Origin of the sequence: Nocardioides sambongensis (genome assembly GCF_006494815.1) — a bacterium.
Lineage (GTDB): Bacteria > Actinomycetota > Actinomycetes > Propionibacteriales > Nocardioidaceae > Nocardioides > Nocardioides sambongensis.
Window position 1 is genome coordinate 2,893,394 of sequence record NZ_CP041091.1, and the last position, 23,857, is coordinate 2,917,250.

The window sequence follows — 23,857 nt, forward strand, 5'->3', positions numbered from 1 at the left end:
CACCACCCGACCACCGGAGGACACCGACCATGAGCGACCTGGCTGCGACACCCCTCACCGACAACGCCACCCCGTACGACGCCCTGCTGGTCGACGCCGCCGTCGGCCCCCTGCGCCGGTTCGTCCCGGACCTCTCCACCGCCAAGTGGGCGGTCAGCCTGGCCCGCAAGCCCCGCACCACCAGCCGGCGGTTGCGCGACCTGGCCGGCGACGCGGCGCGGATCACGGTCGGCACCTCCGATGTGGAGCCGCGGCGGGGCGACCGTCGTTTCAAGGACGCCGGCTGGACGCAGAACCCGCTGCTGCACCGGCTGGTCCAGCTCTACCTGGCCGGTGGCCGCACGGCCGAGCAGCTGGTGGAGGACGCCGAGCTGAACGACCGGGACCGCAAGCGGGTCCGGTTCCTGGTCGAGAACATCACCGAGGCGGTCTCGCCCAGCAACGTCCCGCTGCTGCACCCGGAGTCCGCCAAGGCGGCGATCGACACCGGCGGGATCAGTCTGGCCCGGGGCGGCGCGGCGCTGCTGAAGGACATCTCCTCCGCGCCCCGGCTGCCGGAGATGGTGGACGGGTCGGGCTTCCACCTCGGCGACAACATCGCCGGCACCCCCGGCGCGGTGGTGTTCCGCAACGAGCTGTTCGAGCTGCTCCAGTACACCCCTCAGACCGACGAGGTCTTCCAGGTGCCGGTGCTGATCGTGCCGCCCACGATCAACAAGTACTACGCGGTCGACCTCGCCCCCGGGCGGAGCATGGTCGAGTTCCACCTGCAGAACAACCGGCAGGTCTTCGTGATCTCCTGGCGCAACCCGGACGCGCGGCACGCCGCCTGGGACCTGGAGTCCTACGTGCAGGCGATCCTCGACGCCCTCGACTCGGTGGAGGAGATCACCGGCAGCGAGCAGACCGCCCTGGCCGCGATGTGCTCGGGCGGCATCCTGGCCACGATCGCCGCGGCGTACCTCGCTGCCACCGGGCGCCAGCACCGGCTGGCCGCCTTCCTCCTGGCCGTCACCGTGCTCGACAACGCCGGGGCGGGGACCGCCGAGGCGCTCGTCGACCCCGGGATGGCACGCCTCGCCAAGGCTCGGTCGGCCCAGCAGGGCTACCTCGACGGCCGGGCGCTGGCCGAGATCTTCGCCTGGCTGCGCCCCAGTGACCTGATCTGGAACTACTGGGTGAACAACTACCTGCTCGGCAAGAAGCCGCCGGCGTTCGACATCCTGTACTGGAACGCCGACCCGACCCGGATGACAGCCGGCCTGCACGCCGACTTCATCGACCTCGCGCTGGACAACCGCGTGCTCCGGCCGGGTGGGATGACGGTCTTCGGGGTGCCGATCGACCTCACCGCGCTCACCGTCGACACCTACGTGGTCGCCGGCATCGCCGACCACATCACGCCCTGGGAGAGCTGCTACCGCACCGTCGGGCTCCTCGGCGGCGAGACGCGGTTCGTGCTGTCCAACAGCGGTCACATCGCGGCGCTGGTGAACCCGCCGGGCAACGCCAAGTCCTCGTTCCACACCGGCCGGGACCAGGGCCCCGACCCCGGGCATGGCTGAAGACCGCTGAGACGCACGAGGGCTCGTGGTGGAACGATGCGGCCTCATGGCTCGCAGACCGCTCCGGCGACATGGTGGCAGCACCGAAGGACCTGGGCTCGCCGCGGCTCCAGCCGCTCGCGGAGGCTCCCGGGACCTACGTCTTCGACAAGTGAGCCGTCCTCGACCCGGGCGGACCGTGCCTCCCCAGCCTCCCGAGCCCGAAGAGCGCCTCGCCGGCGGCGGTCCGGCGCCGCACCTGCGCCACCTGACCGTGCTGGGCCAGCAGATCCGCGTGGCGGTGCGGCCCGGCACCGGCGACGGCCCCCCGCTGCTGCTGTGCAACGGCATCGGCGCCAGCCTCGACCTGCTGCAACCGTTCGTGGACCGACTCGATCCGTCGATCGAGGTGATCCGGTTCGACGTGCCCGGGGTCGGCGGCTCCCCCGACCCGCGGTTCCCCTACAACTTCTGGCTGCTGGCCCACGGCGTCGGGGTGCTGATGGACCGGTTGGGCCACACCGAGTTCGACGTACTCGGCATCTCCTGGGGTGGCGGTCTCGCCCAGCAGCTCTCCTTCCAGCTGCCGCACCGGGTCCGTCGCCAGGTGCTGGTGGCGACCGCGACCGGATCGTTGATGGTGCCGGGCTCCCCACGGGTGCTGCGCAAGATGGTCACCCCGCAGCGCTACCGCGACCCGAACTACATGCGCGAGGTCGCCTCGGAGCTGTACGGCGGACGCATGCGTCGACGCCCCGAGGAGGTGGTCCGGGTGATGCACGAGCACTCCCGGGTCGGGTCGCGGCGCGGCTACCTGCTGCAGCTGCTGGCCGGTGCCGGTTGGACCAGCCTCCCCGCGCTCCCGCTGATCCGTCAGCGCACCCTGGTGCTGGCCGGTGCCGACGACCCGATCATCCCGCTGGTCAACGCCCGGATCCTGGAGCGGCTGCTCCCCCACGCCGAGCTGCACGTGTACGACGACGGCCACCTCGGCCTGGTCACCAGCGCCGACGACCTGGCCCCCCGGATCGCGGCGTTCCTGGGCGCCGACTGACGCCGCGGGCCCGGCTACGGCTCGATCAGCCCCGCCCGGATCGCATACCGGGTGAGCTGGGTGCGGTCGTTCATGCCGAGCCGGGCCAGGATGTTGGCCCGGTGCCGCTCCACCGTCTTCACGCTGATCGTCAGCACCTGCGCGATCTCCTTCGACGACCGGCCCTCCGCGACCAGCTTCAGCACGTCGTCCTCGCGCGGGGTGAGCACCGTCTCCGGCACCCGCTCGCCGCGCTCGAGGCGCTCCAGGTAGTCGCGCACCAGAGCGCCCATCGCGCCGGGGTAGACGAACGCGTCCCCGCGCATCGCCGCCCGGCAGGCCTCCACCAGGTCCTCGTCGACCACCGACTTCAGCACGTAGCCGCTGGCGCCCAGCTTGAGGGCGGAGAAGAAGTACTGCTCGTTGTCGTGCATCGAGAGCATCAGGATCTTGGGCGGCTCCCGGCGCCGGCCGATCTCACGGGCCGCCTGCAGCCCGGTCATCCGCGGCATCGCGATGTCCAGGACCACCAGGTCCACCTCGACCTCGCGCAGCACGGCGAGCGCCTCGGCACCGTCCGACGCCTCGGCCACCACCGTGAGGTCGGGCTGCTGCTCCAGGATCAACCGGACGCCGCGGCGCACCAGCGCATGGTCGTCGGCCAGCAGGATCCGGATCATCGCGGCCCCTCGACGAGCGGGATCCGCAGTCGCACCACGGTGCCGCGACCCTCCGGCCGGTCCGCGACCTCCAGGGTCCCGCCGACCGAGCCGGCGCGGTCCGACATCCCGCGCAGGCCCAGCCCCCGGTCACCGCTCGCGGAGTCCCCGCCCTGCTGTCCGGTCGGGCCGAGGCCGATGCCGTCGTCGGCGACCTCGAGCACCACCTCGCCACCGACCTGCACCAGCGCCAGCTCGACCTCGCCGGCGCGGGCGTGCCGCACCACGTTGGTCAGCGCCTCCTGCGCCACCCGGTAGACCACGGTCTCGGTCTCGGGCCCGAGCGCCGGCAGCCCGACCCCGAACCGCCGGCGCACCCGCGGCCGTCCGGCGGCCCCGACCTCGCTGGCCAGCGCGGCGAGCGCGGCCTGCAGACCGAGGTCCTCCAACACCCCGGGTCGCAGCTCCCGGGCCACCCGTCGTACGTCGTCCAGGCCGGCGCGGGCGCTCTCCCGGACGGCGTCGACCTCGTCGACGAGGTCGGCCGGCACCCGGCCGGCCAGGTGCTGCAGCTCCAGCAGCACCACGGTGAGGCTCTGGCCGATCTCGTCGTGCAGCTCCCGGGCGATCCGGCGTCGCTCGGCCTCCTCGGCGGCCAGGGCGCGCGCGCTGCCGGTGCGCCGCTCGTTCTCCAGCCGGTCGAGCATCGCCTGATAGCTGCGCTCCAACGCCGCTCCCGGCCCGTTCCCCGACCCCTCCGGTACGGCGTCCCCGGGCTGGCCGGTCGCCATCGCCCGGATCACCCGGTCCACCGGTGCCAGTGCGGAGCGCAGCAGCACCGCGTTGAGGACCAGCATGGCCAGCAGGCCGATGCCGAGGACCAGTGCCTCCGAGGCGGCCACCCGCTCCGAGACCCGCGCCGGGGAGAAGGCGAGCAGCAGCGTGCCGGCGCACAACACGGCACCGTTGATCCCGCAGACCTTCCAGTAGAGCGAGCTCGTCGACCGCACCCGCCCACCTTCCCGCACGCCGGGTCCACCGGCCAGCGCCCCCGCCGCGGCCACCGGCACCGGGGACGGGATTTGGGTGGTGGACCCCATTGGCCCGACCGCCGGTCTCGACTTGGCTGGCAGGGTGCCTCCCCACTCCGTCCACCGCGTGCCGTCCGTGCGGGTCCCCCCACGTCGTGGCAGGGGCAGGCACGGCGGTGTCGCGGCCGACGTCCCCGGTTCGGCCGCGGCACCCACCCCTGTGCAGCATCGACCGACAGCCGCGCATGGACCCCGCTGATCTCAACCTGGCCCTCCTCGCCGGCACGGCGGTGGTGATCGTCGCGGTCGCGGCGGTCCGGCTCTCCACCCGGGCGGGTCTGCCCACCCTGCTGCTCTACCTGGCGATCGGGCTGGTGATCGGCGAGTCCGGACTCGGCCTGGAGTTCGAGGACGCCGAGATGGCGCAGGTCCTCGGCACCCTGGCGCTGGCGGTGATCCTCGCGGAGGGAGGGTTCACCACCGACTGGGCGGCGGTCAGGCCGGTCGCCGGACTGGCCGTCGTGCTGGCGACGGTCGGCGTGGGGATCTCGGTGCTGGTCACCACCGGCCTGGTCCTGCTGGTGCTCGACGTCGACCCGCACACCGCCGTGCTGCTCGGCGCGGTGGTCTCCTCGACCGACGCCGCCGCGGTCTTCTCGGTGCTCCGCCGGATGCCGGTGCGTGGCCGGCTCCGCGCGATCGTGGAGGCCGAGTCCGGCTTCAACGACCCTCCGGTGATCATCCTGGTGACGGTGGTGGCGACGACCACCGTCGCCGACGGCTCCTCGGCCCTCACGCTGCTCGGCGTGCTCGGGCTGCTCGGTCAGGTCGTCCTCCAACTGGTCGGCGGCATCGTGATCGGCATCGGGGTGGCCCGCGGCGGCACCTGGGTGCTCGCCCGCAGCGCGCTGCCGGTGTCGGGCCTCTACCCGATCGCCACCCTGGCCATCGCGTTCGGGGCGTTCGCCGTCGCCGGGGTGGCGGGGACCAGCGCCATCATGGCGATCTACGTCGCCGGCCTGGTCCTCGGCAACGCCCACCTCCCGCACCGGCAGACCACGGCCGGCTTCGCCGAGGGGCTGGCCTGGCTGGCGCAGATCGGGCTGTTCGTCATGCTCGGGCTGCTCGCCAGCCCCGGTCGGCTGTGGGAGGCGCTGCCCGCGGCACTGGTGGTCGGCGGGGCGCTCACCCTGGTGGCGCGGCCGCTGTCGGTGGCGGTCAGCGCTCTGCCGTTCCGGGTGCCCTGGCGGGATCAGGTCTTCATCAGCTGGGCGGGGCTGCGTGGCGCGGTCCCGATCGTGCTGGCCACCATCCCGATGAGCACCGGGATCCCCGGCGCGACCCGGATCTTCGACGTGGTCTTCCTGCTGGTGGTCGTGTTCACCCTGGTCCAGGGCCCGACCCTGCCGTGGGTGGCGCGGCGCTTCGGCGCGACCGCGGCGGCCTCACCACGCGCGCTCACCGTGGAGTCGGCGCCGCTGGAGGAGATCCGGGCGACGCTGCTGCAGTTCGCGGTGCCGCGGCGCTCGCGGCTGGCCGGGGTGGAGATCGACGAGCTCCGCCTCCCGGTGGGTGCGACGGTGGCCCTGCTGGTCCGCGGGGACCGGATCGTCCCGGCGCAGGGCTCCACCACGCTGCGCGCCGGCGACCACCTGGTGATCGCCGCTCCGGAGGCCGACACCGTGCGGATCGAGGAGCGGCTGGAGGCGATCAGCCACCACGGACGTCTGGCCGGCTGGCACCAGGGCCAACCGGCCAGCGCGTGAGGCGCCCGTCAGACGACGGTCAGGTTCACCTCGATGTTGCCGCGGGTGGCGTTGGAGTAGGGGCAGACCTGGTGCGCGGCCTCGACGGCCCGCTCCGCCTCCGCCGCGTCGGCGTTCGGCAGGCTGATGTCGAGGTCGACGGCGAGACCGAACCCGCCGGACTCGGTGGAGCCGAGGTGCACGGTGGCCGAGACGGCGGAGTCGGTGGTGTCGATCTTCTCCTTCCCGGCGACCATCCGCAGGGCGGAGTGGAAGCAGGCCGCGTAGCCGGCCGCGAAGAGCTGCTCGGGTTGGTGGCGCCGCCCGCCCCACCGAGCTCGGTGGGCGTGCGCACCTCCGCCTCGACGAAGCCGTCGTCGGTGAACACCCGGCCGTTGCGGCCGTCCCCGGCGGCGTGGGCGACGGTGCTGTACTGGACCTTGATCGGAGTAGTCATGACCACAACTATATTGTGCGCAATCAAATAGCGCCAGCGTCTAGACTGGCGGCATGCCGCGTCACCCCCAGCACGAGCTCGACCTCCAGCTCTGCTTCCCGCTCTACGCCGCCTCCCGCGCCCTCACCCGTGCCTACGGCCCGCTCCTCGCACGCGCCGGCCTGACCTATCCGCAGTACCTCACCCTCCTCGCCCTGTGGTCCGCCGAGGAGCCGCTGAGCGTCGGCGAGCTCGGTGCGCGACTGCGCCTCGACTCCGGGACCCTGACCCCTCTGCTCAAGCGCCTCGAGGCCGCCGGTCTGGTCCACCGGCGCCGCGACACCGGTGACGAGCGCCGCGTGGTGGTCGCGCTGACCGAGGCCGGCGACGCCCTCCAGGACGACCTCGCCGACGTGCCCGGCGACGTCGTCGGTCTGCTCGGCATCGACCTGGAGCAGGCCCAGGCCCTGCGCGGCCTGCTGGACGAGGTCCTGGACCACCTCGACCACCCCGCCCCGGCGTAGCCTGGAGGGGCCGGAGCAGCCGATGCACGAGGAGGCGGACACGGTGCCGGAGCGCGAGGAACGGCCGGACGGACGGCCCGGCCACGGTGCCCACGACGAGCACCGGCCCGACCGGCGCAGCGGCAGCGCCGCGGCTGCCGCCCGGATCGCCCAGCAGCACACCTGGGTCGACCTGCAGGTCCGCCGTGCGATGGAGCGGGGTGACTTCGACGACCTCCCCGGCGCCGGCAAGCCGATCGAGGACCTCGGCGCCCAGCACGATCCGGACTGGTGGCTGAAGCAGATGGTCTCCCGCGAGCAGATCGCCGTGCTGCCCGCCTCGCTGCAGCTGCGCAAGGACGACGCCGAGCTCGACGCCCGGCTCGACCGGATCGGCGTCGAGGCGGAGGTCCGCGAGCAGGTCGAGGAATTCAACGCGCGGGTGATCCGCGCCCGCTACTCCCTCCCCGAGGGACCACCGCTGATCACCATGCCGCGCGACGTCGAGGAGACGGTCCGGGCCTGGCGGGTGCGCCGCGCGCAGCGGCGTACCCCCGCCGACACAGCAGTCGACACAGCCGAGCCGGTGCGGCGCCGGTGGTGGCGGCGCCGCGGTTGAGGGACCCAGACCAGGCTCAGCGAGAGATCGGTCATACCGGGGCCCGTGACCCACCGGTAACGTGTCCCGGCGTGAGTCACAAGAGCCCGAAGGACTTCTTCCGTCCGCTGGCCGTGGGCGCCCCGGCCCCGCTGCGCGAGATCCCCGCCCGCCCCAGCCGCGCGATCCACTTCTTCGACCCGAGCAACGAGAAGATGGCCGCGAAGATCCCGGCCATGGTCGGCACCGTCGACGTACTGCTCGGCAACCTCGAGGACGCCGTCAAGGCGGACAACAAGGAGGCCGCCCGCAACGGCCTGGTCGAGATCGCCCGGGAGACCGATTTCGGCCCCACCCAGCTGTGGACCCGGATCAACTCCCTGGACAGCCCGTGGGTGCTCGACGACCTGACCACGCTGGTGCCGGCGATCGGCGACAAGCTCGACGTGATCATGGTGCCGAAGGTGCAGGGCGCCGAGGACATCCACTACGTCGACCGGCTGCTCGCCCAGCTCGAGGCGAAGGCCGGCCTGACCCGCCCGATCCTGATCCACGCGATCCTGGAGACCGCACGGGGTGTGGCGAACGTGGAGGAGATCTGCGGCGCCTCGCCGCGGATGCAGGGCCTCTCCCTGGGACCGGCGGACCTCGCCGCGGACCGGAAGATGAAGACCACCCGGGTCGGCGGCGGCCACCCCGGCTACCTGGTCCGCCAGGACCCGCCGCGCGACGCCGACGGCTCCAGCCGGATCGACGCGGAGCGCTCGATCTTCCAGCAGGACCTGTGGCACTACACGATCGCGAAGATGGTCGACGCGTGCGCCACCCACGGCATCTACCCCTACTACGGCCCGTTCGGGACATCGCTGACGTCGTGGCCTGCGAGGACCAGTTCCGCAACGCCTTCCTGCTCGGCTGCGTCGGCACCTGGTCGCTGCACCCGAAGCAGATCGCGATCGCGAACAAGGTCTTCTCCCCCAGCGTCGAGGACATCGCCCACGCGCGTCGCGTGGTCGCCGCGATGGGCGACGGCACCGGCGCGGTGATGATCGACGGGAAGATGGAGGACGACGCCTCGCTCAAGCAGTGCCTGGTGCTCGTCGAGCTCGCCGAGGAGCTGGCGGCCATCGACCCCGACCTGAAGAAGATGTACGACGAGATCGAGGTGGCGCACCGATGAGCGACGACTTCAAGCCGCTGCGCTCGGTCCTCTACATGCCCAGCTCCAACGAGCGGGCGCTGGAGAAGGCCAAGACCCTGCCCGCCGACGCGATCATCTTCGACCTCGAGGACGCGGTCGCCCCCGACGCCAAGCCCGCCGCCCGGGAGGCCGCCGCTGCGGCGGTCGGCTCCGGAGCCTACGGCCGCCGCCAGCTGGTCATCCGGGTCAACGGCATCGGCACCGAGTGGCACGACGCCGACATCGCGGCGGCTGCCGCGGCCGGTCCCGACGTGGTGCTGGTGCCCAAGGTGAACTCCGCCGAGGAGGTGCACCGGCTGGTCGCCTCGCTCGAGGCCGCCGGCGCCCCGGAGCGAACCACGCTGTGGGCGATGGTCGAGACCCCGATCGGGATGCTCAATGCGCTCTCGATCGCCCAGGCCTCGGACCGGCTGACCGGCTTCGTGATGGGCACCAACGACCTGGTCAAGGAGCTGTACGCCGAGCACGTGCCCGGTCGTGCCCCGGTGATCACCGGCCTCGGGCTGGCCCTGCTGGCCGCCCGCGCCGCCGGCATCGTGATCATCGACGGCGTCTACAACGACGTGAAGGACGTCGACGGCTTCCTCGCCGAGTGCGAGCAGGGCCGGCAGATGGGCTTCGACGGCAAGACCCTGATCCACCCCGGTCAGGTCGAGGGCGCCAACACCGCCTTCGCGCCGTCCGCGAAGGCCGTCGAGGACGCCCGCGGCCTGATCCGGGCGTGGGAGGACGGGAAGGGCTCGGGCGTGGTGACCTACAACGGCAAGATGGTGGAGAACCTGCACGTCGAGTCCGCCCAGCGGACCCTGCAGATCGACGAGGCGATCAAGGCCCTGCAGGGCTGACCGTCAACCCGCCGCCGGCACCACCCGGATGTCGCGCACCGCTCCGTCGCCGAGCGCGGCCAGCGCCTCGGCGTACTCCGGGCTGTCGTGGGCGGCGCGGGCCGCGTCGACCGACGCGAACTCGATCACCACGGTCCGGGTGACCTGTCCGGCCTCGTAGACCTGCTCGGGCAGGCCGCGCACGATGAAGGTGCCGCCCGCGCCGGTGAGGGCCGGGAAGGCGAGCTTGGCGTAGGCGGCGACCTTCTCCTCGTCGCGGATCTCGGAGTAGGTGCTGATCCAGTAGGCAGTCATGGAGCCATCGTCCCCGATCCGGCGTCCGGCGCAGGTCACACCCCCGCCGGCTTCGCGCTGCCGGGGACGCTGACTACCTTGGGCGCGTGCCCGACCTCCTGCTGCGCCGCGCCCGGCTGGTCCCGGTGCGCCGTGGAGACGTCGCCCCGGCCGGCCCGGTCGACGTCCTGGTCCGCGACGGCGTGGTCCGCGCGGTCGGCGCCGACCTGACCCGCCCCGCCGGGGTCGAGGAGTACGACGCCGCCGGCCGTTGGCTCTCCCCCGGCCTGTGGGACCACCACGTGCACCTGGGGCAGTGGAGCCTGGCCACCCAGCGCACCGACACCAGCCACACCCGCAGTCCCGAGCAGATGGTCGCGCTGGTGGCCGAGCTGGTCGCGGGCGACCCGGGCACCCCGGTCATCGGGTGGGGGCACCGACCGGCGACCTGGGCGAGGGAGGGCACCGTCTCCGACCTGGACGCGGTCTCCGGCATCACCCCGGTGGTCCTAGTCTCCGGCGACTGCCACCACGCCTGGCTGAACTCCGCCGCGCTGGCCGCACTCGAGCTCGCGCCCCGCGAGGGCGTGGTCACCGAGACCGAGTGGTTCGACGCCTACGCGCTGCTCGCCCGGATCACCGCCGACTCCGGCACCGAGGACTACCGCGCCGCGTTGCAACGGGCTGCGGCGATGGGCGTGGTCGGCCTGGTCGACTTCGAGTTCGTCGGCGACCTCGACTCGTGGCGGGAGCGCTGGGCCGAGGGATGCGACCTGCTCCGGGTCCGCACGGCGACGTACGCCGACGGCCTGGAGGCGGTGATCGGGGAGGGCCTGCGCAGCGGCGACCCGCTGCTCCCCGGCGACGACCGCCTGGTGATGGGTCCGCTCAAGATCATCAGTGACGGGTCGCTGAACACCCGGACCGCCTGGTGCCACGACCACTACACCCACGGCGCGCTGCCCGAGCACCCCGCGGGAGCGCCGAACCTGAGCGGTCACGAGCTGACCGGTCTGCTCGCGCGGGCCCACGCCCACGGCCTGGAGGTGGCCACCCACGCCATCGGCGACGCCGCGCTCGCCCAGGCGCTGGACTCCTACACGCTGACCGGCGCCCGCGGCTCCATCGAGCACGTGCAGCTGGCCCGGCGCGAGGAGATCGCCCGGCTGGCGCACCTGGGGCTGCGGGCCAGCGTCCAGCCGCACCACCTGGTCGACGACCGGGACCTGATCGACCTGACCTGGTCGGACCGGGCCGAACGGGCGTTCCCGTTCGGCTGGCTGCGCGACGCCGGCGCCCACCTGCACCTGGGCTCGGACGCCCCGGTCTCCCCGCTCGACCCGTGGCTGGCGATCGACGCCGCGGTGACCCGGACCGGCGACGACCGGCCGGCCTGGCACCCCGAACACGCGCTGACCCGCCCGGAGGCCTTCGCGGCGTCGGTCGACGGCCGACGGATGGTCGAGGTCGACGCGCCGGGCGACCTGGTGGTGCTGGACGAGGACCCCCGGGAGCACGCCGCCCCGCCCGTGCTGCTGACCGTGGTCGACGGTGGGGTCGTGCACCGGGCCTGACGGCCCGGACCTCCGACTCGACGGGGCGCAACCACCGACTCGACGGGCCCGAACCCCCGACTCGACGGGCCCGAACCCTCGACTCAACGCAGGGCGGCGAGGACCTGCTCGGCAGCGACCTGCTGCTCGGTGGCATAGGGGTGGTAGGGGAACGCGGGGGCGGTGGGCTCCCCACCGGCGATCCACGGATCCTCGGCACAGATGTCGTGGCCCTGGGTGGCGGCGAACAGGTCGACGTAGTCCAGCCCCTGCCGGGTGGCCGCGGTGGCGAGGGCGTCGTTGACGGTGCGGTTGATCCGGTGGGTCAACGGCACCTCGTTCGCGGCCACCGGGAACTGCGCGCAAGCCACGTCGGCCGGGGCGATCTGCGGATACCCCACCACCAGGATCCGTGCGTTCGGGGCCCGCTCGGCGACCGCGGCCAGGCCGTCGAAGGCGGCGTCGATCAGGCGCTCCCGGTCCCGGTCCAAGTGCTTGTCCTGCGCGGCCCGCGTGGTCCCGAAGCTCCGCTCGCAGGGGTCGGGATCGACGTCCTCGGGGCCGAGGTCGATGCAGGCCAGCATCCTGCCGAACAGCCGGTGGTCGTTGATCCCGAGCGAGTAGGTCACCAGCTCGGTGCCGGGACCCAGGGCGTCCAACTGCGGAGCGTGGCCGCCCTGCGGCTCAGTCAGGTGCCGGGTGGTCGCGCCACCGCAGCTGGCGTCGACCAGGGACACCTCCAGGGCGGCGGCGACCCGGCGCGGGTAGTTCGCCGTGGTCTGGCGGCAGCCGGGGTCACCGACGTCGTCGCCGACCGACGGCGCCGCGGTGTAGGAGTCGCCGATCGCCACGTAGGCCGCCGCGTCGCCGCGCGGCAGCGGCGCCGAGGGCACCCCGCCACCCCCGTCGCCGCACCCGGCCAGCACCGCGACGAGCGCCGTCAGGGTCGTGCCGGCGAGCCGGCGCAGGGCAGGCGTGCGGTGGGCGGGCATGCGCTCTACGGTACGGATTCGTCGGTCCCGGGCAGGTCCTCGACCCCGAGGGCCAGGGTGAGGCCGAGCACGGTGGCGGGGTCCTCCAGCCCGTCGCCGTACAGCTCGCGCAGCTGGCTGAGCCGGTAGCGCACCGTCTGCGGGTGGACGAAGAGCGCCTCGGCGATCTCGTCGCGGCGTCCCTGGTGGAGCACCCAGGCCCGGAGCGTCTCGGTCAGCTTGCCGGCGGCGGCGGGGCGCAGGTCGGCGAGCGGGGCCAGGACCTGCGCGCGCAGGTCGGCGAGCGCATCGGGGTCGGCGGTCAGGACCAGGTGCGCCAGGTGCGTCTCGGTGTCCTCCCCGAGGCCGAGGTCCCGGGCCCGCAGCGCCCGCGCGTAGGAGGCCGGGACGTCCAGCCAGTCCCGCGCCGGCCCGGCCAGGCAGCCGCGGCCCTGCAGGCTCCGCAGCAGCGGTCCGCGACGCCGACCGTGCGCGTCCGGCACCAGCAGCAGCACCGCGGTGTCGAGCTCGGAGAGCTCGGTGGCCTGCAGCGTGCCCGGCGGCAGCGCCTGCAGCAGCGGACCCGCCTGGGACTCCGGCACGATCACGGCCGTCAACGTGGCCGGCGGCACCCAGTCGGCGCGCTCGGCGGCGGCGACCACGGTGGCCTGGGGGGACCCGGTGAGCAGGTGCCGGGCGACCCTCTCGAGCAGCCGCTGGCGCACCCGGCCGGTGGTGGCCGCCTCGTCGGTGTGGCCGGCGACGGTGGCCGCGGACAACTCGTCGATGTAGGCGAAGACGACGCCGGCGAAGGAGGCCACCGTGGTGGCGTGCAACCCCTGCGCCACGGCCAGGGTGGAGAGGTGGTGCCACGCGACGCGGGCGCCGATCCGGTAGGCGGAGAGGATCGCGTCCGAGCTGCGCCCGCTGCGTGCCTCGCCCCGCCCCAGCTGGTAGGCGCCGTCGAGTGCCTCGCGCTGCGGCGTGGGCCCCTCACGCCCGCGGCGGTCGGCGGCCAGGGAGAGGAAGCCGCCGAGAGCGACCTGGACCGCAGCCCGGATGGTCTCCCCCATCGGCCCGCTGAAGGCGTCCGCGTACGGCGGGACCTCGGCGATGATCCGGTCCACCACGTCCTCGGCCACCCGGGGCAGCTCACCACGGATCGCCGCCGCGACCACCGGATCCAGCAGCAGTGGGCCGCTACGGCCCTGCTCCGGGGTCCCTTCCGCCACAACCGCACCTCGTTCCTGTTCGGCCTTGCTCGCTGTCGGTTCTATCTCAGGTCGATCTTTGTTCGCAGATGATAAAAGCCAGGCCTCGATTCACCGACTCAGCACAGGACTTTAGCGCGTTCGCACGGGATCATGGACGTATGAGCATCACCGCCGCCACCCGCACCGCCGCACCCCACCGGGTCGGCACCCGCGGCCTGCTGCGCCGGTTCGCCGACGCGGCGGTCAGCCCGCTCAGCGTGGACGACCTCCTCGACCACTTCCACCCGCTGCGCGGCGGCACCGGGGCGGACCAGGTCAAGGGCCGGATCGTGGCCGTGCAGGCGGAGACCGCGGACGCCGCGACCATCGTGATCAAGCCGGGTCGCGACTGGTCCGGCCACATCCCCGGGCAGTACGTCCGGATCGGTGTGGACGTCGACGGCATCCGGCTGTGGCGCTGCTACTCGCTGACCCACGGCCCGCGGCCCGACGGGCGGATCAGCATCACCGTCAAGGCGATCCCCGGCGGCACCGTCTCGCAGTACCTCGTCCGCCGCGCCGAGGCCGGGGAGATGGTGCACCTGGCGCAGGCCGAGGGCGAGTTCGTGCTGCCCGACCCGCTGCCGGCGAAGATGCTGCTGGTCACCGCCGGCTCCGGGATCACCCCGGTGATCGGCATGCTCCGCAACCTCTTCTCCAAGGCCGCCCTTCCGGCCACCGACATCGTCCTGGTGCACTCCGCGATGGCGCGCGACGAGGTCATCTTCGGCGCCGAGATGCGACGCCACGCGGCCACCGGACGGCTGCGCCTGATCGAGCGCCACACCGACACCGACGGCCTGCTCACCACCGCCGACCTGGCCGCCGCGGTCCCCGACCTCGCGGACCGGGTCGCCTACGCCTGCGGGCCGGTCGGGCTGCTCGACGCCCTCGAGGAGTACTACGCCGAGCAGCGGCTGCCGCTGCACACCGAGCGGTTCCGCCCGGCGCTGGTCGACACCGACGGCGCCGCCGGCGGCACGGTGACCTTCGCGGGGGCACCACGCTCACCGCCGACGGCTCCACCCCGATCCTCGACGCCGCCGAGGACGCCGGCGTCCTGATGCCCAGCGGGTGCCGGATGGGCATCTGCATGGGCTGTGTCCTCCCGATGACCTCCGGCGCGGTGCGCGACCTGCGCACCGGCGAGGTCACCGTCGCCGTACCGGGTGAGACCGCGGCCGGCGGCGTCTCCATCCAGACCTGCATCAACGCAGCCGCCGGTGACTGCCAGATCAACCACTGACCCGAACGTCTCCACGAAGTCGACGCCAAGGAGCTCCGCGAATGACTGCCATCACCAAGAAGCCCGAGAACCCGACCGCCCACCTCACCGAGGCCGACATCGAGGCGCTCGGCGCCGAGCTCGACGCGATCCGCCAGCAGGTCATCGACGACCGCGGTGAGTCGGACGCGGCGTACATCCGCAAGGTCGTCGACGTGCAGCGCAAGCTCGAGCTCGGCTCGCGTGCCGTCCTGCTCTTCAGCGCGCTGCCGCCGGCCTGGATCGTCGGCACCGTGGGCCTGAGCGTGGCCAAGATCCTGGAGAACATGGAGATCGGCCACAACGTCATGCACGGCCAGTGGGACTGGATGCGCGACCCGAAGATCCACTCGACCACCTGGGAGTGGGACAACGCCTCGACCGCCGAGGGCTGGAAGCACTCGCACAACGAGATCCACCACACCTACACGAACATCGTGGGCAAGGACAACGACCTCGGCTACGGCATCATGCGCGTCGACGAGGACCAGCGCTGGCACCCGATGCACCTGGGGCAGCCGGTGTGGAACTTCATCAACGCCTGCTTCTTCGAGTACGGCATCGCCGCCTACGACCTCGAGCTCGGCAAGAACCTGCGCGTGCCCAAGGAGAAGCGCTCCGCGGCCTTCAAGCGCAGCGCGGCGAACACGCTGAGGAAGATCCGCAAGCAGGCCACCAAGGACTACGTGGTCAACCCGGCGCTCGCGCTGCCGTTCGGCTCCGCGCTGCCGGCGCTGGCCGCCAACTTCACCGCCAACCTGGTACGCAACATCTGGTCGCACTCGGTGATCATGTGCGGCCACTTCCCCGAGGGCGTGGAGACCTTCGAGCTGAAGGCGATCCCCGACTCCGAGACCCGCGGCCAGTGGTACGTGCGGCAGATGCTCGGCAGCGCCAACATCTCCGGCTCCAAGGCGATGCACATCATGACCGGCAACCTCTCGCACCAGATCGAGCACCACCTCTACCCGGACCTGCCGAGCAACCGGTACTCCGAGGTCGCGCCGAAGGTGCAGGCGGTCTTCGACAAGTACGGACTCAACTACCACTCGGCCTCCCTGCCCGCGCAGGTCGGCTCGGCCTGGCACAAGGTCGTCCGGCTGTCCCTGCCGAACGGCTGGCTGGCCACCACCAACGCCAAGAACCTGCCCAGCCAGCTCAAGCTGCTCTACGGCATGGCGACCGGCGACCGGCGTACCCGACGCGTGGCGCAGCTGCACCTGGAGCGCCAGGCGCGCAAGCAGGCCGACGCCACCGGTACGACGAAGGCCCCCGCGGCCGCCTGATCCGGGACACGTCGCGCACCTGCCCCTGACACGCGTGCCCGGGACCGTCACGGTCCCGGGCACGCGTGCGTCCGGCCTGTCGTCGTGGCACGACCGGCATCGTGGACACTGGTGCCATGCGCTTCACCGAGCACGAGCTGACGGCGGCACTCACCGGCGCGGCCAAGAACGTGCACGCCGCCCAGGACAAGCAGGTCCGCAAGGGTCAGCGGACGGCCGACGAGGCGTGGGAGGAGCTCGGCAAGTTCCAGCGCTTCCAGCTGCTCGACGGTCTCGGCGACCAGCTGCTGCCGGTGCTGGTCGCGCTGCCCGACGTGGAGATCCCCTCCGGCGAGCGGGCGACCTACACCGACGACGAGATCCGGGCGACGGTCGAGGAGCGCCTGGGCGAGGAGCGCGGACTGCGGCGCAAGGCGCTGCTGGCCGCCCGGGTCGCCCTGGTCAAGCTCGCCATCGGAGCGATGCCGCCGCGCGCCGACCCCGATGCGCTGATCGTCCCCGACCACCTCTGAGGGTGCCGGCTCCCGGTTGTCGGCGAGCCCCATTCGGAATGGCGCGCTTTCGTGCGGATCCACGACCAATCCGAATGGGGCGCGACACCACACCGACCCTCCACGCGCCTGGTTACCGGCCGGTAGGATGTCGCCCATGACCCTGGTGACCTGCACGACCGCGGACGGCATCGCCCATGTCCGGCTGAACCGGCCGGACAAGCTCAACGCGCTGACCATGGACACCCTCGACCAGCTGGTCGCCACCGCCGGTCAGCTCCGCAGGGACAAGGAGCTGCGGGCGGTCGTGGTCAGCGGCGAGGGCGACGCGTTCTGCGCCGGCCTGGACTTCGCCGCCGTGCTGCGTGACCCGGCCACCATCGCGAAGGGCTTCCTCCCCCGCCCGTGGCGCGGCACCAACACCTTCCAGGAGGCGCCCTGGGCCCTGCGACGGATCCCGGTCCCGGTGATCGCCGCGGTGCACGGCCATTGCCTCGGCGGCGGGTTGCAGATCGCCCTCGGCGCCGACTTCCGGATCGCCACGCCCGACTCGCGCTGGTCGGTGCTCGAGGGCAAGTGGGGCCTGATCCCCGACATGTCGGGCATCCAGAGCCTCTCCGAACTGGTCGGCATCGACCAGGCCAAGCTGCTCACCATGACGGCCGAGACCTTCGACGGCTCCCGGGCCCACGAGCTCGGCCTGGTCACCCGGCTCGACAACGACCCGATCGCCGGCGCGATGCGCCTGGCCGAGGAGCTCGCCACACGGTCGCCGGACGCGCTCGCGGCCGCCAAGCGGCTGTTCAACGACACCTGGACCTCGGGCCCGCGTCGTACCTTCGCCCGGGAGCGGGTGGAGCAGCTGTTCCTGCTCGCCGCGCGGAACACCAGGGCCGCCCGGGAGGCGGCGTTCGGCAAGAAGGAGCCCAGCTACGGCCCCCGCGGTCGCTGAGGGCACGCGGCACGCCCGGGATCCCGGATCCCCCGGTGACCGTACGACCGATCAGCCCGCGCGGCTGACCAGCAGGCCGAGCCGGTCCAGCGGCGCCGGCCGTCCGTAGCCGAACCCCTGGAGCTGGTCGTAGCCGAGTGCGGCGAGGATCTCCGCCTGCTCCTCCCGCTCCACCCCCTCGGCGACGGCCCGGATTCCCAGGCCGTCGGCCATCGCCCGCACCCCGCTGCACACCGCGTGGGCGCTGCGGCTGGTGGCGACCTCGGCGACGAAGCTGCGATCGATCTTGACGATGCCGACCGGCAGGTCGACCAGGTGGGTGAGCGCGCTGTAGCCGGTGCCGAAGTCGTCCACCGCGAGTTGCACACCCATCTCCCGGACCTCCAGCAGGTCGCGGCGCAACGAGCCGGTCACCGTGATCAGCCGGGTCTCGGTGATCTCCAGGACCAGCAGCTCCGGCGGCAGCCCGGACGCCGCGAGCGCGGACCGCACCGTGCCCACATACCCCGGACGCGCCAGCTCCGGGGCGCACACGTTCACATGCACCGGTACGACGCAGCCTCCCGCCGCCAGCTCGGCAGCGTCGCAGCAGGCCCGGGTCAGCACCTGCGCGCCGACGTCGTGGACCAGGTCTGAGCCCTCCAGCACGTCGATGAACTCCTCCGGCTCGAGCAGCCCGCGGTCCGGGTGCTGCCAGCGCAGCAGCGCCTCCAACGCGACGATCTCGCGGCTGCGGGCGTCGACGATCGGCTGGTAGTGCACCACCAGCTCGTCGGCACCGAAGCCGCGCTCCAGGTCGGCCAGGACCCGGCTCTCCCGGTCCACCTCGGACTCCAGCTCGGCGCTGTAGAGCTCCGATCGGGAGCGTCCGTTCTGCTTGGCGGCGTAGAGCGCGGTGTCCGCGTGGCGCAGCAGGTGCCGGTCGTCGGCCTCCCCGGGCGCGGTGAGGGCGATCCCGATCGACACCTCGACGCGCACGTGCCGGTCGCCGACCACCACGTCGGGTCGGACCGCGCGCTGCAGGGCGTCCGCGAGCGCGGCGGTCTCCTGCTGGTCGGTCACCGCCGGACACAGCACCGCGAACTCGTCGCCGCCCAGCCGGGCGACCGTGCGCCCGGGGCCGGCCACCTCCCCGATCCGGTGCGCGATCACCTTGAGGACCTCGTCCCCGACCACGTGCCCGTAGGTGTCGTTGATGCTCTTGAACCGGTCCACGTCGACATACATCGCCGCCACCCGGCCTCCGCCACGCCGGCCGGCCAGCAGCGCCGCGTCGAGCCGGTCGGCCCACAGCGCACGGTTGGCGAGCCCGGTGAGGTCGTCGTGCAGGGCCGCGTGGGCGAGCAGCACCTCGGCGTCCCGCTGCGCGGTGATGTCGACCATCTGCAGGTGGAACTCGGTCGTCGCCGGCTCCCGATCGCGTCCGGCCTCGCCCGGGTCGTGCTCCACGAGGGAGAGGGCCGCGTCCACCCACCCGCCGCCGTGGCACTCGTCCAGGCGCAGCTGGGAGCGCCACCCCGCCGTACCGGCGGCGTCGCGGAGCGCGGCGGTGCCGGCGTCCATCAGGCGCGCGCTGTCCGCGACCAGCCAGGTCGCGGGGTCGGTCCCGAGCAGCTCCTCGCGCGCCCGGCCGGTCAGCGCGGCGAGCGACGGATTGACCGCGACCGCGCGCCGGCCGCCGTCCTCGTCGACGACGACGTGCGCGGAGGAGACCAGGGCCGCCTCCATGTGGTTGTGCAGCCGGTCCCGGTCGGCCCGGCTGGCCGCGAGGGCCCGCTCGCGGCCGCGCTGGGTGACCGCGACCGCGGTCCCCACCACGGCGAGCACCACCACCAGACCCTGCGCCACCAGCACCCGGACGGCCGGGTCCGCGATGTCGCCGAAGGGCCCGTGCCCCTGCGACGTCGCCGCGACCACCAGGACGCCCTGGGCCGCGACGACCAGGGCGGTGATCTCCGGGCCGCAGCGCAGCGCCACCAACACCAGCGCCGGGATCAGCACGTAGGTGATCGGCCAGGGCAGCGCCATCAGCGACGCCGAGACCACCAGCGCCACCGTCACCGCCGGCAGCGCCCGCCTGCGGTGCGCCGCCCACAGGGCCGGCACCCGCGGTGCCGCCAGCAGGGCGGCGGCGAGCACATAGGTGCTCAGCGCGTTGCGGAACCCGATCAGCCCGATGCCGTCCCACAGGTCGTCACCGAAACGGAGCCGGGCCACCACCCCGCCGGTGAAGGCGCTGACCGCGGCGCCGGCCAGCGACGCAGCGGCCAGCGCCGACACCTCGGTCACCGAGACCACCGGGCGGGGCCACCGGCCCCCGCCGACCCGACGGCAGATCCAGGCCCCGACCACCGCGTTGGCGGCGTTGACGAGTCCGAAGAGCCAGCCTCCGACCGGCTCCACCCCGGAGACCTGGTTGATCACCCCGCTGACCAGCACCAGCGCCGTCATCGCCACCAGCAGCTCGGCGCGCGAGCGCGTGACGAGGGCCCAGACGACGCCCACCCCTGCGCCCGGGAAGACCACCGAGAGTTGCGACGGCTCGACGTGGGTGGAGCGACCGACCAGCATCGCGATCGCGTAGAGCACCGAGAAGCCGGCGGTCAGGGCGAGGACCCGCCGACCGGATCGGCGGGCCTCCGCGACGGTGCTCACCGGGACAGCGTGGCACCCCGACGCCTCCGGCCCGGGCGAGTTGCCGATGCCCAGGACCATCGTCCCGGGCGGACCGGTGGCTGCGGGGCCGCAGCCGCGCACCGGTCGAGGACCCGTGGATCAGGGGTACTCCAGACCCACCGTCTCCTCGCTGATCTCCCACAGGCGCGCGGCGGCGACCCGGTCCTGCGCCAGCCGGGCCCGGCCCACGGTGCGCGGGGGCCCTGCATCTGTCCCAGGTTGCTCGGCCCGACGAAGGTGTCCCCGGGCAGGTCGGCCGTGGCGGCCATCAGGGTCGGGGCGGCACCGGCCGCGGCCGACTGCGAGACCGCCCGGATGCCGGCGTCCAGGATGCTGGCGATGCCCCCGGAGGAGCGGCCGTACTGCCCGTTCGCGGCGAGGTGGGTGCCGGCGAAGCCGGGGTGCGCCGCCAGCGCCCGGACCGGCAGGCCGGCCGCGGTCATCCGCCGGTCGAGCTCGCCGACGAACAGCAGGTTGGCCAGCTTGGACTGTCCGTAGACCCGCCACCGGTGGTAGCGGCCGCCCGGCTGCCGCGGGTCACCCAGCGGCGGACTGCCCGCGAGCCGGTGGAACGTCGAGGAGACCGTCACCACCCGGGCGTCCCCGCTCGCGACCAGCTGGGGCAGCAGCAGACCGGTGAGCAGGAAGGGGCCGAAGTGGTTGGTCGCCATCTGCATCTCCAGGCCCTCGTCGGTCCGCTCGTACGGCGTCCCCATCACGCCGGCGTTGTTGACCAGCAGGTCGATCGCACCGAAGCGTCCGGCCTCGGCCGCAGCACGCCGCACCGAGTCCAGCCGGGAGACGTCCAGGGTCAACGACTCCAGCGCCGCGTCGGGCACCTCGCGGCGGATCTCCCGCGACGCCGTCTCGACCTTCTCCGGGCTCCGCCCGGCCAGCACCACCCGAGCACCCTTGCGGGCGAGCTCGAGCGCGGTGAAGTGGCCCAGGCCGCCCACGGTCGGCCCGGTGACCAACGCGGTGCGGCCGGTCTGGTCGGGGATGTCGGCGGGTTCCCAGTGCATGCAGATCCTTCTCCTCGGGGCGCGGGGCTCGGGTGCGTCCCCTGCTTCACGCTGGCTCAACGGTGGCTCAACGGGGCGGGCGGGGCGCCGTCACGGCCGGCCGGCAGCGGACGTCGGGGACGGCTCAGGGGTGGTGGCGAGCGCGGCCAGGATCCGGGCGCCGAGGTCGGCGTCGCCGACGTACCGGACCGCGTCGGGCTCGGCGGCCCGGCGGCCGCCGGCCGCGACGATGAAGTTCGGTCGGTCGATCTCCACCCGGACCGTCGGCGCCTCGGGGGTCTCGGCGAGCCTCTGGGCGCGCCCGTTCTCGTCGACGCGGACCGCGATCTCCGGGCTGCCCTCGACGGCGAGCACGGCGGTGGTGCCGGCCGGGGGTGCCACCCGCTTGCCGACGACGTACCCGAAGCTCTCGGCGAGGTAGTCGGCGGTGTGCTGGGCGCCGGGCGTGTCCATGCCACCGGGCCGACCGACGGCGCGGCGGACGTCCTGCTCGTGCATCCACACATCCAGCGGCCGGTTGCGCAGCAGGGTGCCCCAGTTCCAGGGAACGCCGGCGAAGATGGTGGCGGGCGTGGCCGCCGCGTCGGTGGGCGGCTCGGCACGCAGGGAGCGCAGCCGCTCGGCCGTGGCGCTGCGGATCTCCTCGATGATCGTCGCGGTGGGGACCTCGCGGCGGTTGACCACGCCGATCTCGGTGTAGAGGCCCATCATCCCGGTGACGTGCTCCGGTTCACCGATCTCGGCGGCCTCCTCCCCTCGGCCGGCGAGCACGCACTCCAGGTGCGCCGTGTGCGCCGCCACCGCCCGCACGTCCCAGCCCGGGAGGTCGGTCGGCAGCGCCCACTCCTCCGGGGAGAGGGACTCCAGCAGGGCGACGAAGTCGTCGACGGATGAGGCCCAGGCGTCGATGTAACCGACGAGTTGCTCGCGATCGCTCACCCGGGCGACTCTAAAGGGAACCCCCGACCCACCGACACCGGGTGGTCCGCTCCTCGTCGCCGCTCGGTCAGTACGCCGCGCTCACCTCGATGCTGCGCCAGTCGCCCAGATCGGTGTAGCTGCGGCAGTCGAGGGTCTCCGAACGGGTGTAGGAGATCTGACCCTCGGAGCTGCAGCTGATCTCCCCGACCTCCTCGTTGTCGCGCAGGAAGGTGAAGTCGAGGCTGACCGACTTGGAGTCCTCGCTGTCGCGCTCGTTGGTGCCGCGCAGCCCGACGACCTCGGCGCGGGAGTACTCATCGGCGGGTGGCTGGACCCGCCACCCCTCGTCGTACTGGATGCCGTCGATGGTGAACGCCTCGCCCTCCTCGAGGGCGATCGGGTTGTCGGGTCCCCCGCGCCGGTCACCGTCGAACTCGCTGATCGAGTCCTCGACGCTGCTGGCGAGCAGGAAGAACGCGAGGGCGGGACCGCCGCAGAAGATCAGCATCCCGCCGAGCACCGCGGCGATCACGATCGCCGCGATCTTGCCGCCGTTGCTCTTCGGCTTCTGGTACGGCGAGGGCGGCATCGGCTGCTGGTAGGGCTGGTACGGCGGCGGGGGCTGCGACATGCCGGGGAACCTACCCCGCGCCGGCCCGGGTGAACCCGCCGCCGTCCGCAGCGCCCGCCACCCGGCCGAGGTACGACGAAGGCCGCCCGGACCCTGCGGTCCGGACGGCCTCGCGTCGCGTCGGGTGGGGCCTCACGCCCCGGACGAATGCCTCAGAACGCGGCCTCGTCGAGGTCCATCACGTAGAGGTCCACGGCCTCGGCCATGGCGCGCTCAGCGGCGATCTTCGGCAGGTTGTTCTGCGCGAAGAAGCGGGCCGCGGCGACCTTGCCCTCGTAGAACGCGGTGTCCTTGCCGGCGTCGCCGCCCAGCTTCTCCAGGGCCACCTCGGCGCCGCGGAGCAGCAGCCAGCCGCAGACCACGTCACCGAGCACCATCAGCAGGCGCGTGGTGTTGAGCCCGACCTTGTACATGTTGCGCAGGTCGTCCTGGGCCGACATCAGGTCGTTGATCATCAGGCCGACCATCGCCTCGGCGTCGGCCAGCGCGGTGGCGAGCAGCTCGCGCTCCACCTTGAGCCGACCGTTGCCGGCCTCGGAGTCCAGGAACGCCTTGATCTCGCCGGCGATGTGCCCCAGCGCCCGACCCTGGTCCTTGACGATCTTGCGGAAGAAGAAGTCCTGGCCCTGGATCGCGGTGGTGCCCTCGTAGAGGGTGTCGATCTTGGCGTCGCGGACGTACTGCTCGATCGGGTACTCCTGCAGGAAGCCCGACCCACCGAAGGTCTGCAGCGACTCGGTGCCGAGCAGCACCCAGGAGCGCTCCGACCCGTAGCCCTTGACGATCGGCAGCAGCAGGTCGTTGACCGCGACGGCCAGCTCGTCCTTCTCGCCGGCGGCGGTGGCAGCCTGGACCCGGTCCTGCCAGGTGGCGGTGTAGAGCACCAGGCTGCGCATCGCCTCGGCGAACGACTTCTGGGTGAGCAGCGAGCGCCGCACGTCGGGGTGGTGGGTGATCGTGACCCGGGGG

The 23,857-nt window shown here is 73.0% G+C and carries 24 protein-coding genes and 1 pseudogene; 14 read left to right on the top strand and 11 right to left on the bottom strand.

What is annotated here, in order from left to right; translation table 11 throughout:
• The first annotated feature begins 29 nt into the window (after positions 1-29).
• Together FIV43_RS13640 and phaZ are read left to right on the top strand one after the other, a co-directional pair.
• Positions 30-1,565 carry an alpha/beta fold hydrolase gene (locus FIV43_RS13640; protein WP_196780800.1) on the top strand — a complete coding sequence of 512 codons (1,536 nt, stop codon included), beginning with the start codon at positions 30-32 and terminating at the stop codon, positions 1,563-1,565.
• A 178-nt stretch (positions 1,566-1,743) separates the two neighbouring features.
• On the top strand, positions 1,744-2,598 hold the full coding sequence (gene phaZ, locus FIV43_RS13645; RefSeq protein WP_196780801.1) for a poly(3-hydroxyalkanoate) depolymerase: 855 nt from the start codon (positions 1,744-1,746) through the stop codon (positions 2,596-2,598).
• A gap of 14 nt (positions 2,599-2,612) precedes the next feature.
• Here phaZ and FIV43_RS13650 read toward each other — a convergent pair whose 3' ends face one another.
• Both FIV43_RS13650 and FIV43_RS13655 read right to left on the bottom strand, forming a co-directional pair.
• Positions 2,613-3,257, bottom strand: a complete 645-nt coding sequence (locus FIV43_RS13650) for a response regulator (protein ID WP_141014573.1) — start codon at positions 3,255-3,257, stop codon at positions 2,613-2,615.
• Positions 3,254-4,246, bottom strand: a complete 993-nt coding sequence (locus FIV43_RS13655) for a sensor histidine kinase (protein WP_231123347.1) — start codon at positions 4,244-4,246, stop codon at positions 3,254-3,256. Before FIV43_RS13655 ends, FIV43_RS13650 begins: the two co-directional genes overlap by 4 nt.
• Positions 4,247-4,512: 266 nt before the next feature.
• Here FIV43_RS13655 and FIV43_RS13660 point away from each other — a divergent pair, with 266 nt between their 5' ends.
• Positions 4,513-6,033, top strand: a complete 1,521-nt coding sequence (locus FIV43_RS13660; RefSeq protein WP_141014575.1) for a potassium/proton antiporter — start codon at positions 4,513-4,515, stop codon at positions 6,031-6,033.
• A gap of 8 nt (positions 6,034-6,041) precedes the next feature.
• On the opposite strand, the pseudogene FIV43_RS13665 reads toward FIV43_RS13660, so the two are convergent.
• Positions 6,042-6,469 (bottom strand): annotated as a pseudogene (locus tag FIV43_RS13665) (organic hydroperoxide resistance protein).
• Positions 6,470-6,522: 53 nt separating this feature from the next.
• Here FIV43_RS13665 and FIV43_RS13670 point away from each other — a divergent pair.
• The 5 genes from FIV43_RS13670 to FIV43_RS13685 all read left to right on the top strand — a co-directional run bounded on the left by FIV43_RS13670 (position 6,523) and on the right by FIV43_RS13685 (position 9,595).
• A complete protein-coding gene (locus tag FIV43_RS13670; protein WP_141014576.1) occupies positions 6,523-6,972 on the top strand; it encodes a MarR family winged helix-turn-helix transcriptional regulator in 450 nt (149 codons plus the stop codon).
• Positions 6,973-6,994: 22 nt separating this feature from the next.
• The gene (locus FIV43_RS13675; protein WP_141014577.1) at positions 6,995-7,570 is read left to right on the top strand and encodes a DnaJ family domain-containing protein; all 576 of its coding nucleotides are present in this window, start codon (positions 6,995-6,997) and stop codon (positions 7,568-7,570) included.
• A 71-nt stretch (positions 7,571-7,641) separates the two neighbouring features.
• The gene (locus FIV43_RS13680; RefSeq protein WP_231123357.1) at positions 7,642-8,595 is read left to right on the top strand and encodes an HpcH/HpaI aldolase/citrate lyase family protein; all 954 of its coding nucleotides are present in this window, start codon (positions 7,642-7,644) and stop codon (positions 8,593-8,595) included.
• A complete protein-coding gene (locus FIV43_RS22535) occupies positions 8,571-8,729 on the top strand; it encodes a hypothetical protein (protein ID WP_231123364.1) in 159 nt (52 codons plus the stop codon). The genes FIV43_RS13680 and FIV43_RS22535 overlap by 25 nt, the downstream gene beginning before the upstream one ends.
• Positions 8,726-9,595, top strand: a complete 870-nt coding sequence (locus tag FIV43_RS13685; RefSeq protein ID WP_141014578.1) for an HpcH/HpaI aldolase/citrate lyase family protein — start codon at positions 8,726-8,728, stop codon at positions 9,593-9,595. The genes FIV43_RS22535 and FIV43_RS13685 overlap by 4 nt, the downstream gene beginning before the upstream one ends.
• Positions 9,596-9,598: 3 nt before the next feature.
• Here FIV43_RS13685 and FIV43_RS13690 read toward each other — a convergent pair whose 3' ends face one another.
• A complete protein-coding gene (locus FIV43_RS13690) occupies positions 9,599-9,889 on the bottom strand; it encodes a DUF1330 domain-containing protein (protein WP_141014579.1) in 291 nt (96 codons plus the stop codon).
• Between the two features lie 86 nt (positions 9,890-9,975).
• Here FIV43_RS13690 and FIV43_RS13695 point away from each other — a divergent pair, with 86 nt between their 5' ends.
• Positions 9,976-11,442, top strand: a complete 1,467-nt coding sequence (locus tag FIV43_RS13695; RefSeq protein ID WP_141014580.1) for an amidohydrolase — start codon at positions 9,976-9,978, stop codon at positions 11,440-11,442.
• A gap of 83 nt (positions 11,443-11,525) precedes the next feature.
• Here FIV43_RS13695 and FIV43_RS13700 read toward each other — a convergent pair whose 3' ends face one another.
• Both FIV43_RS13700 and FIV43_RS13705 read right to left on the bottom strand, forming a co-directional pair.
• Complete coding sequence (locus FIV43_RS13700) at positions 11,526-12,413, bottom strand: SGNH/GDSL hydrolase family protein (protein WP_141014581.1); 888 nt, start codon at positions 12,411-12,413, stop codon at positions 11,526-11,528.
• A gap of 5 nt (positions 12,414-12,418) precedes the next feature.
• Positions 12,419-13,624 carry a PucR family transcriptional regulator gene (locus tag FIV43_RS13705; RefSeq protein ID WP_141014582.1) on the bottom strand — a complete coding sequence of 402 codons (1,206 nt, stop codon included), beginning with the start codon at positions 13,622-13,624 and terminating at the stop codon, positions 12,419-12,421.
• Positions 13,625-13,764: 140 nt separating this feature from the next.
• Between FIV43_RS13705 and FIV43_RS13710 the strand changes: the two genes are divergently transcribed.
• The 5 genes from FIV43_RS13710 to FIV43_RS13725 all read left to right on the top strand — a co-directional run bounded on the left by FIV43_RS13710 (position 13,765) and on the right by FIV43_RS13725 (position 17,638).
• On the top strand, positions 13,765-14,709 hold the full coding sequence (locus FIV43_RS13710; RefSeq protein ID WP_231123371.1) for a ferredoxin reductase: 945 nt from the start codon (positions 13,765-13,767) through the stop codon (positions 14,707-14,709).
• Positions 14,706-14,891, top strand: coding sequence for a hypothetical protein (locus tag FIV43_RS22540; RefSeq protein WP_331251075.1), 186 nt, complete (start codon positions 14,706-14,708; stop codon positions 14,889-14,891). Before FIV43_RS13710 ends, FIV43_RS22540 begins: the two co-directional genes overlap by 4 nt.
• Before the next feature lie 41 nt (positions 14,892-14,932).
• Positions 14,933-16,195 carry a fatty acid desaturase family protein gene (locus FIV43_RS13715; RefSeq protein ID WP_141014583.1) on the top strand — a complete coding sequence of 421 codons (1,263 nt, stop codon included), beginning with the start codon at positions 14,933-14,935 and terminating at the stop codon, positions 16,193-16,195.
• A 116-nt stretch (positions 16,196-16,311) separates the two neighbouring features.
• Positions 16,312-16,707 carry a hypothetical protein gene (locus FIV43_RS13720; RefSeq protein WP_181407486.1) on the top strand — a complete coding sequence of 132 codons (396 nt, stop codon included), beginning with the start codon at positions 16,312-16,314 and terminating at the stop codon, positions 16,705-16,707.
• A gap of 136 nt (positions 16,708-16,843) precedes the next feature.
• The gene (locus FIV43_RS13725) at positions 16,844-17,638 is read left to right on the top strand and encodes a crotonase/enoyl-CoA hydratase family protein (protein WP_141014584.1); all 795 of its coding nucleotides are present in this window, start codon (positions 16,844-16,846) and stop codon (positions 17,636-17,638) included.
• Between the two features lie 51 nt (positions 17,639-17,689).
• Here the strand turns inward: FIV43_RS13725 and FIV43_RS13730 are convergent, their stop codons facing one another.
• The 5 genes from FIV43_RS13730 to FIV43_RS24075 all read right to left on the bottom strand — a co-directional run bounded on the left by FIV43_RS13730 (position 17,690) and on the right by FIV43_RS24075 (position 23,826).
• The gene (locus tag FIV43_RS13730; protein ID WP_181407487.1) at positions 17,690-20,293 is read right to left on the bottom strand and encodes a bifunctional diguanylate cyclase/phosphodiesterase; all 2,604 of its coding nucleotides are present in this window, start codon (positions 20,291-20,293) and stop codon (positions 17,690-17,692) included.
• On the bottom strand, positions 20,290-21,336 hold the full coding sequence (locus FIV43_RS13735) for an SDR family NAD(P)-dependent oxidoreductase (protein ID WP_231123381.1): 1,047 nt from the start codon (positions 21,334-21,336) through the stop codon (positions 20,290-20,292). Before FIV43_RS13735 ends, FIV43_RS13730 begins: the two co-directional genes overlap by 4 nt.
• A 90-nt stretch (positions 21,337-21,426) precedes the next feature.
• Entirely contained in the window at positions 21,427-22,275 is an 849-nt protein-coding gene (locus FIV43_RS13740) for a maleylpyruvate isomerase family mycothiol-dependent enzyme (protein WP_141014586.1), read from the bottom strand.
• 67 nt (positions 22,276-22,342) lie between these two features.
• A complete protein-coding gene (locus FIV43_RS13745) occupies positions 22,343-22,888 on the bottom strand; it encodes a hypothetical protein (protein ID WP_141014587.1) in 546 nt (181 codons plus the stop codon).
• 152 nt (positions 22,889-23,040) lie between these two features.
• On the bottom strand, positions 23,041-23,826 hold the full coding sequence (locus FIV43_RS24075) for an acyl-CoA dehydrogenase (protein ID WP_456237732.1): 786 nt from the start codon (positions 23,824-23,826) through the stop codon (positions 23,041-23,043).
• Positions 23,827-23,857 lie beyond the last annotated feature (31 nt).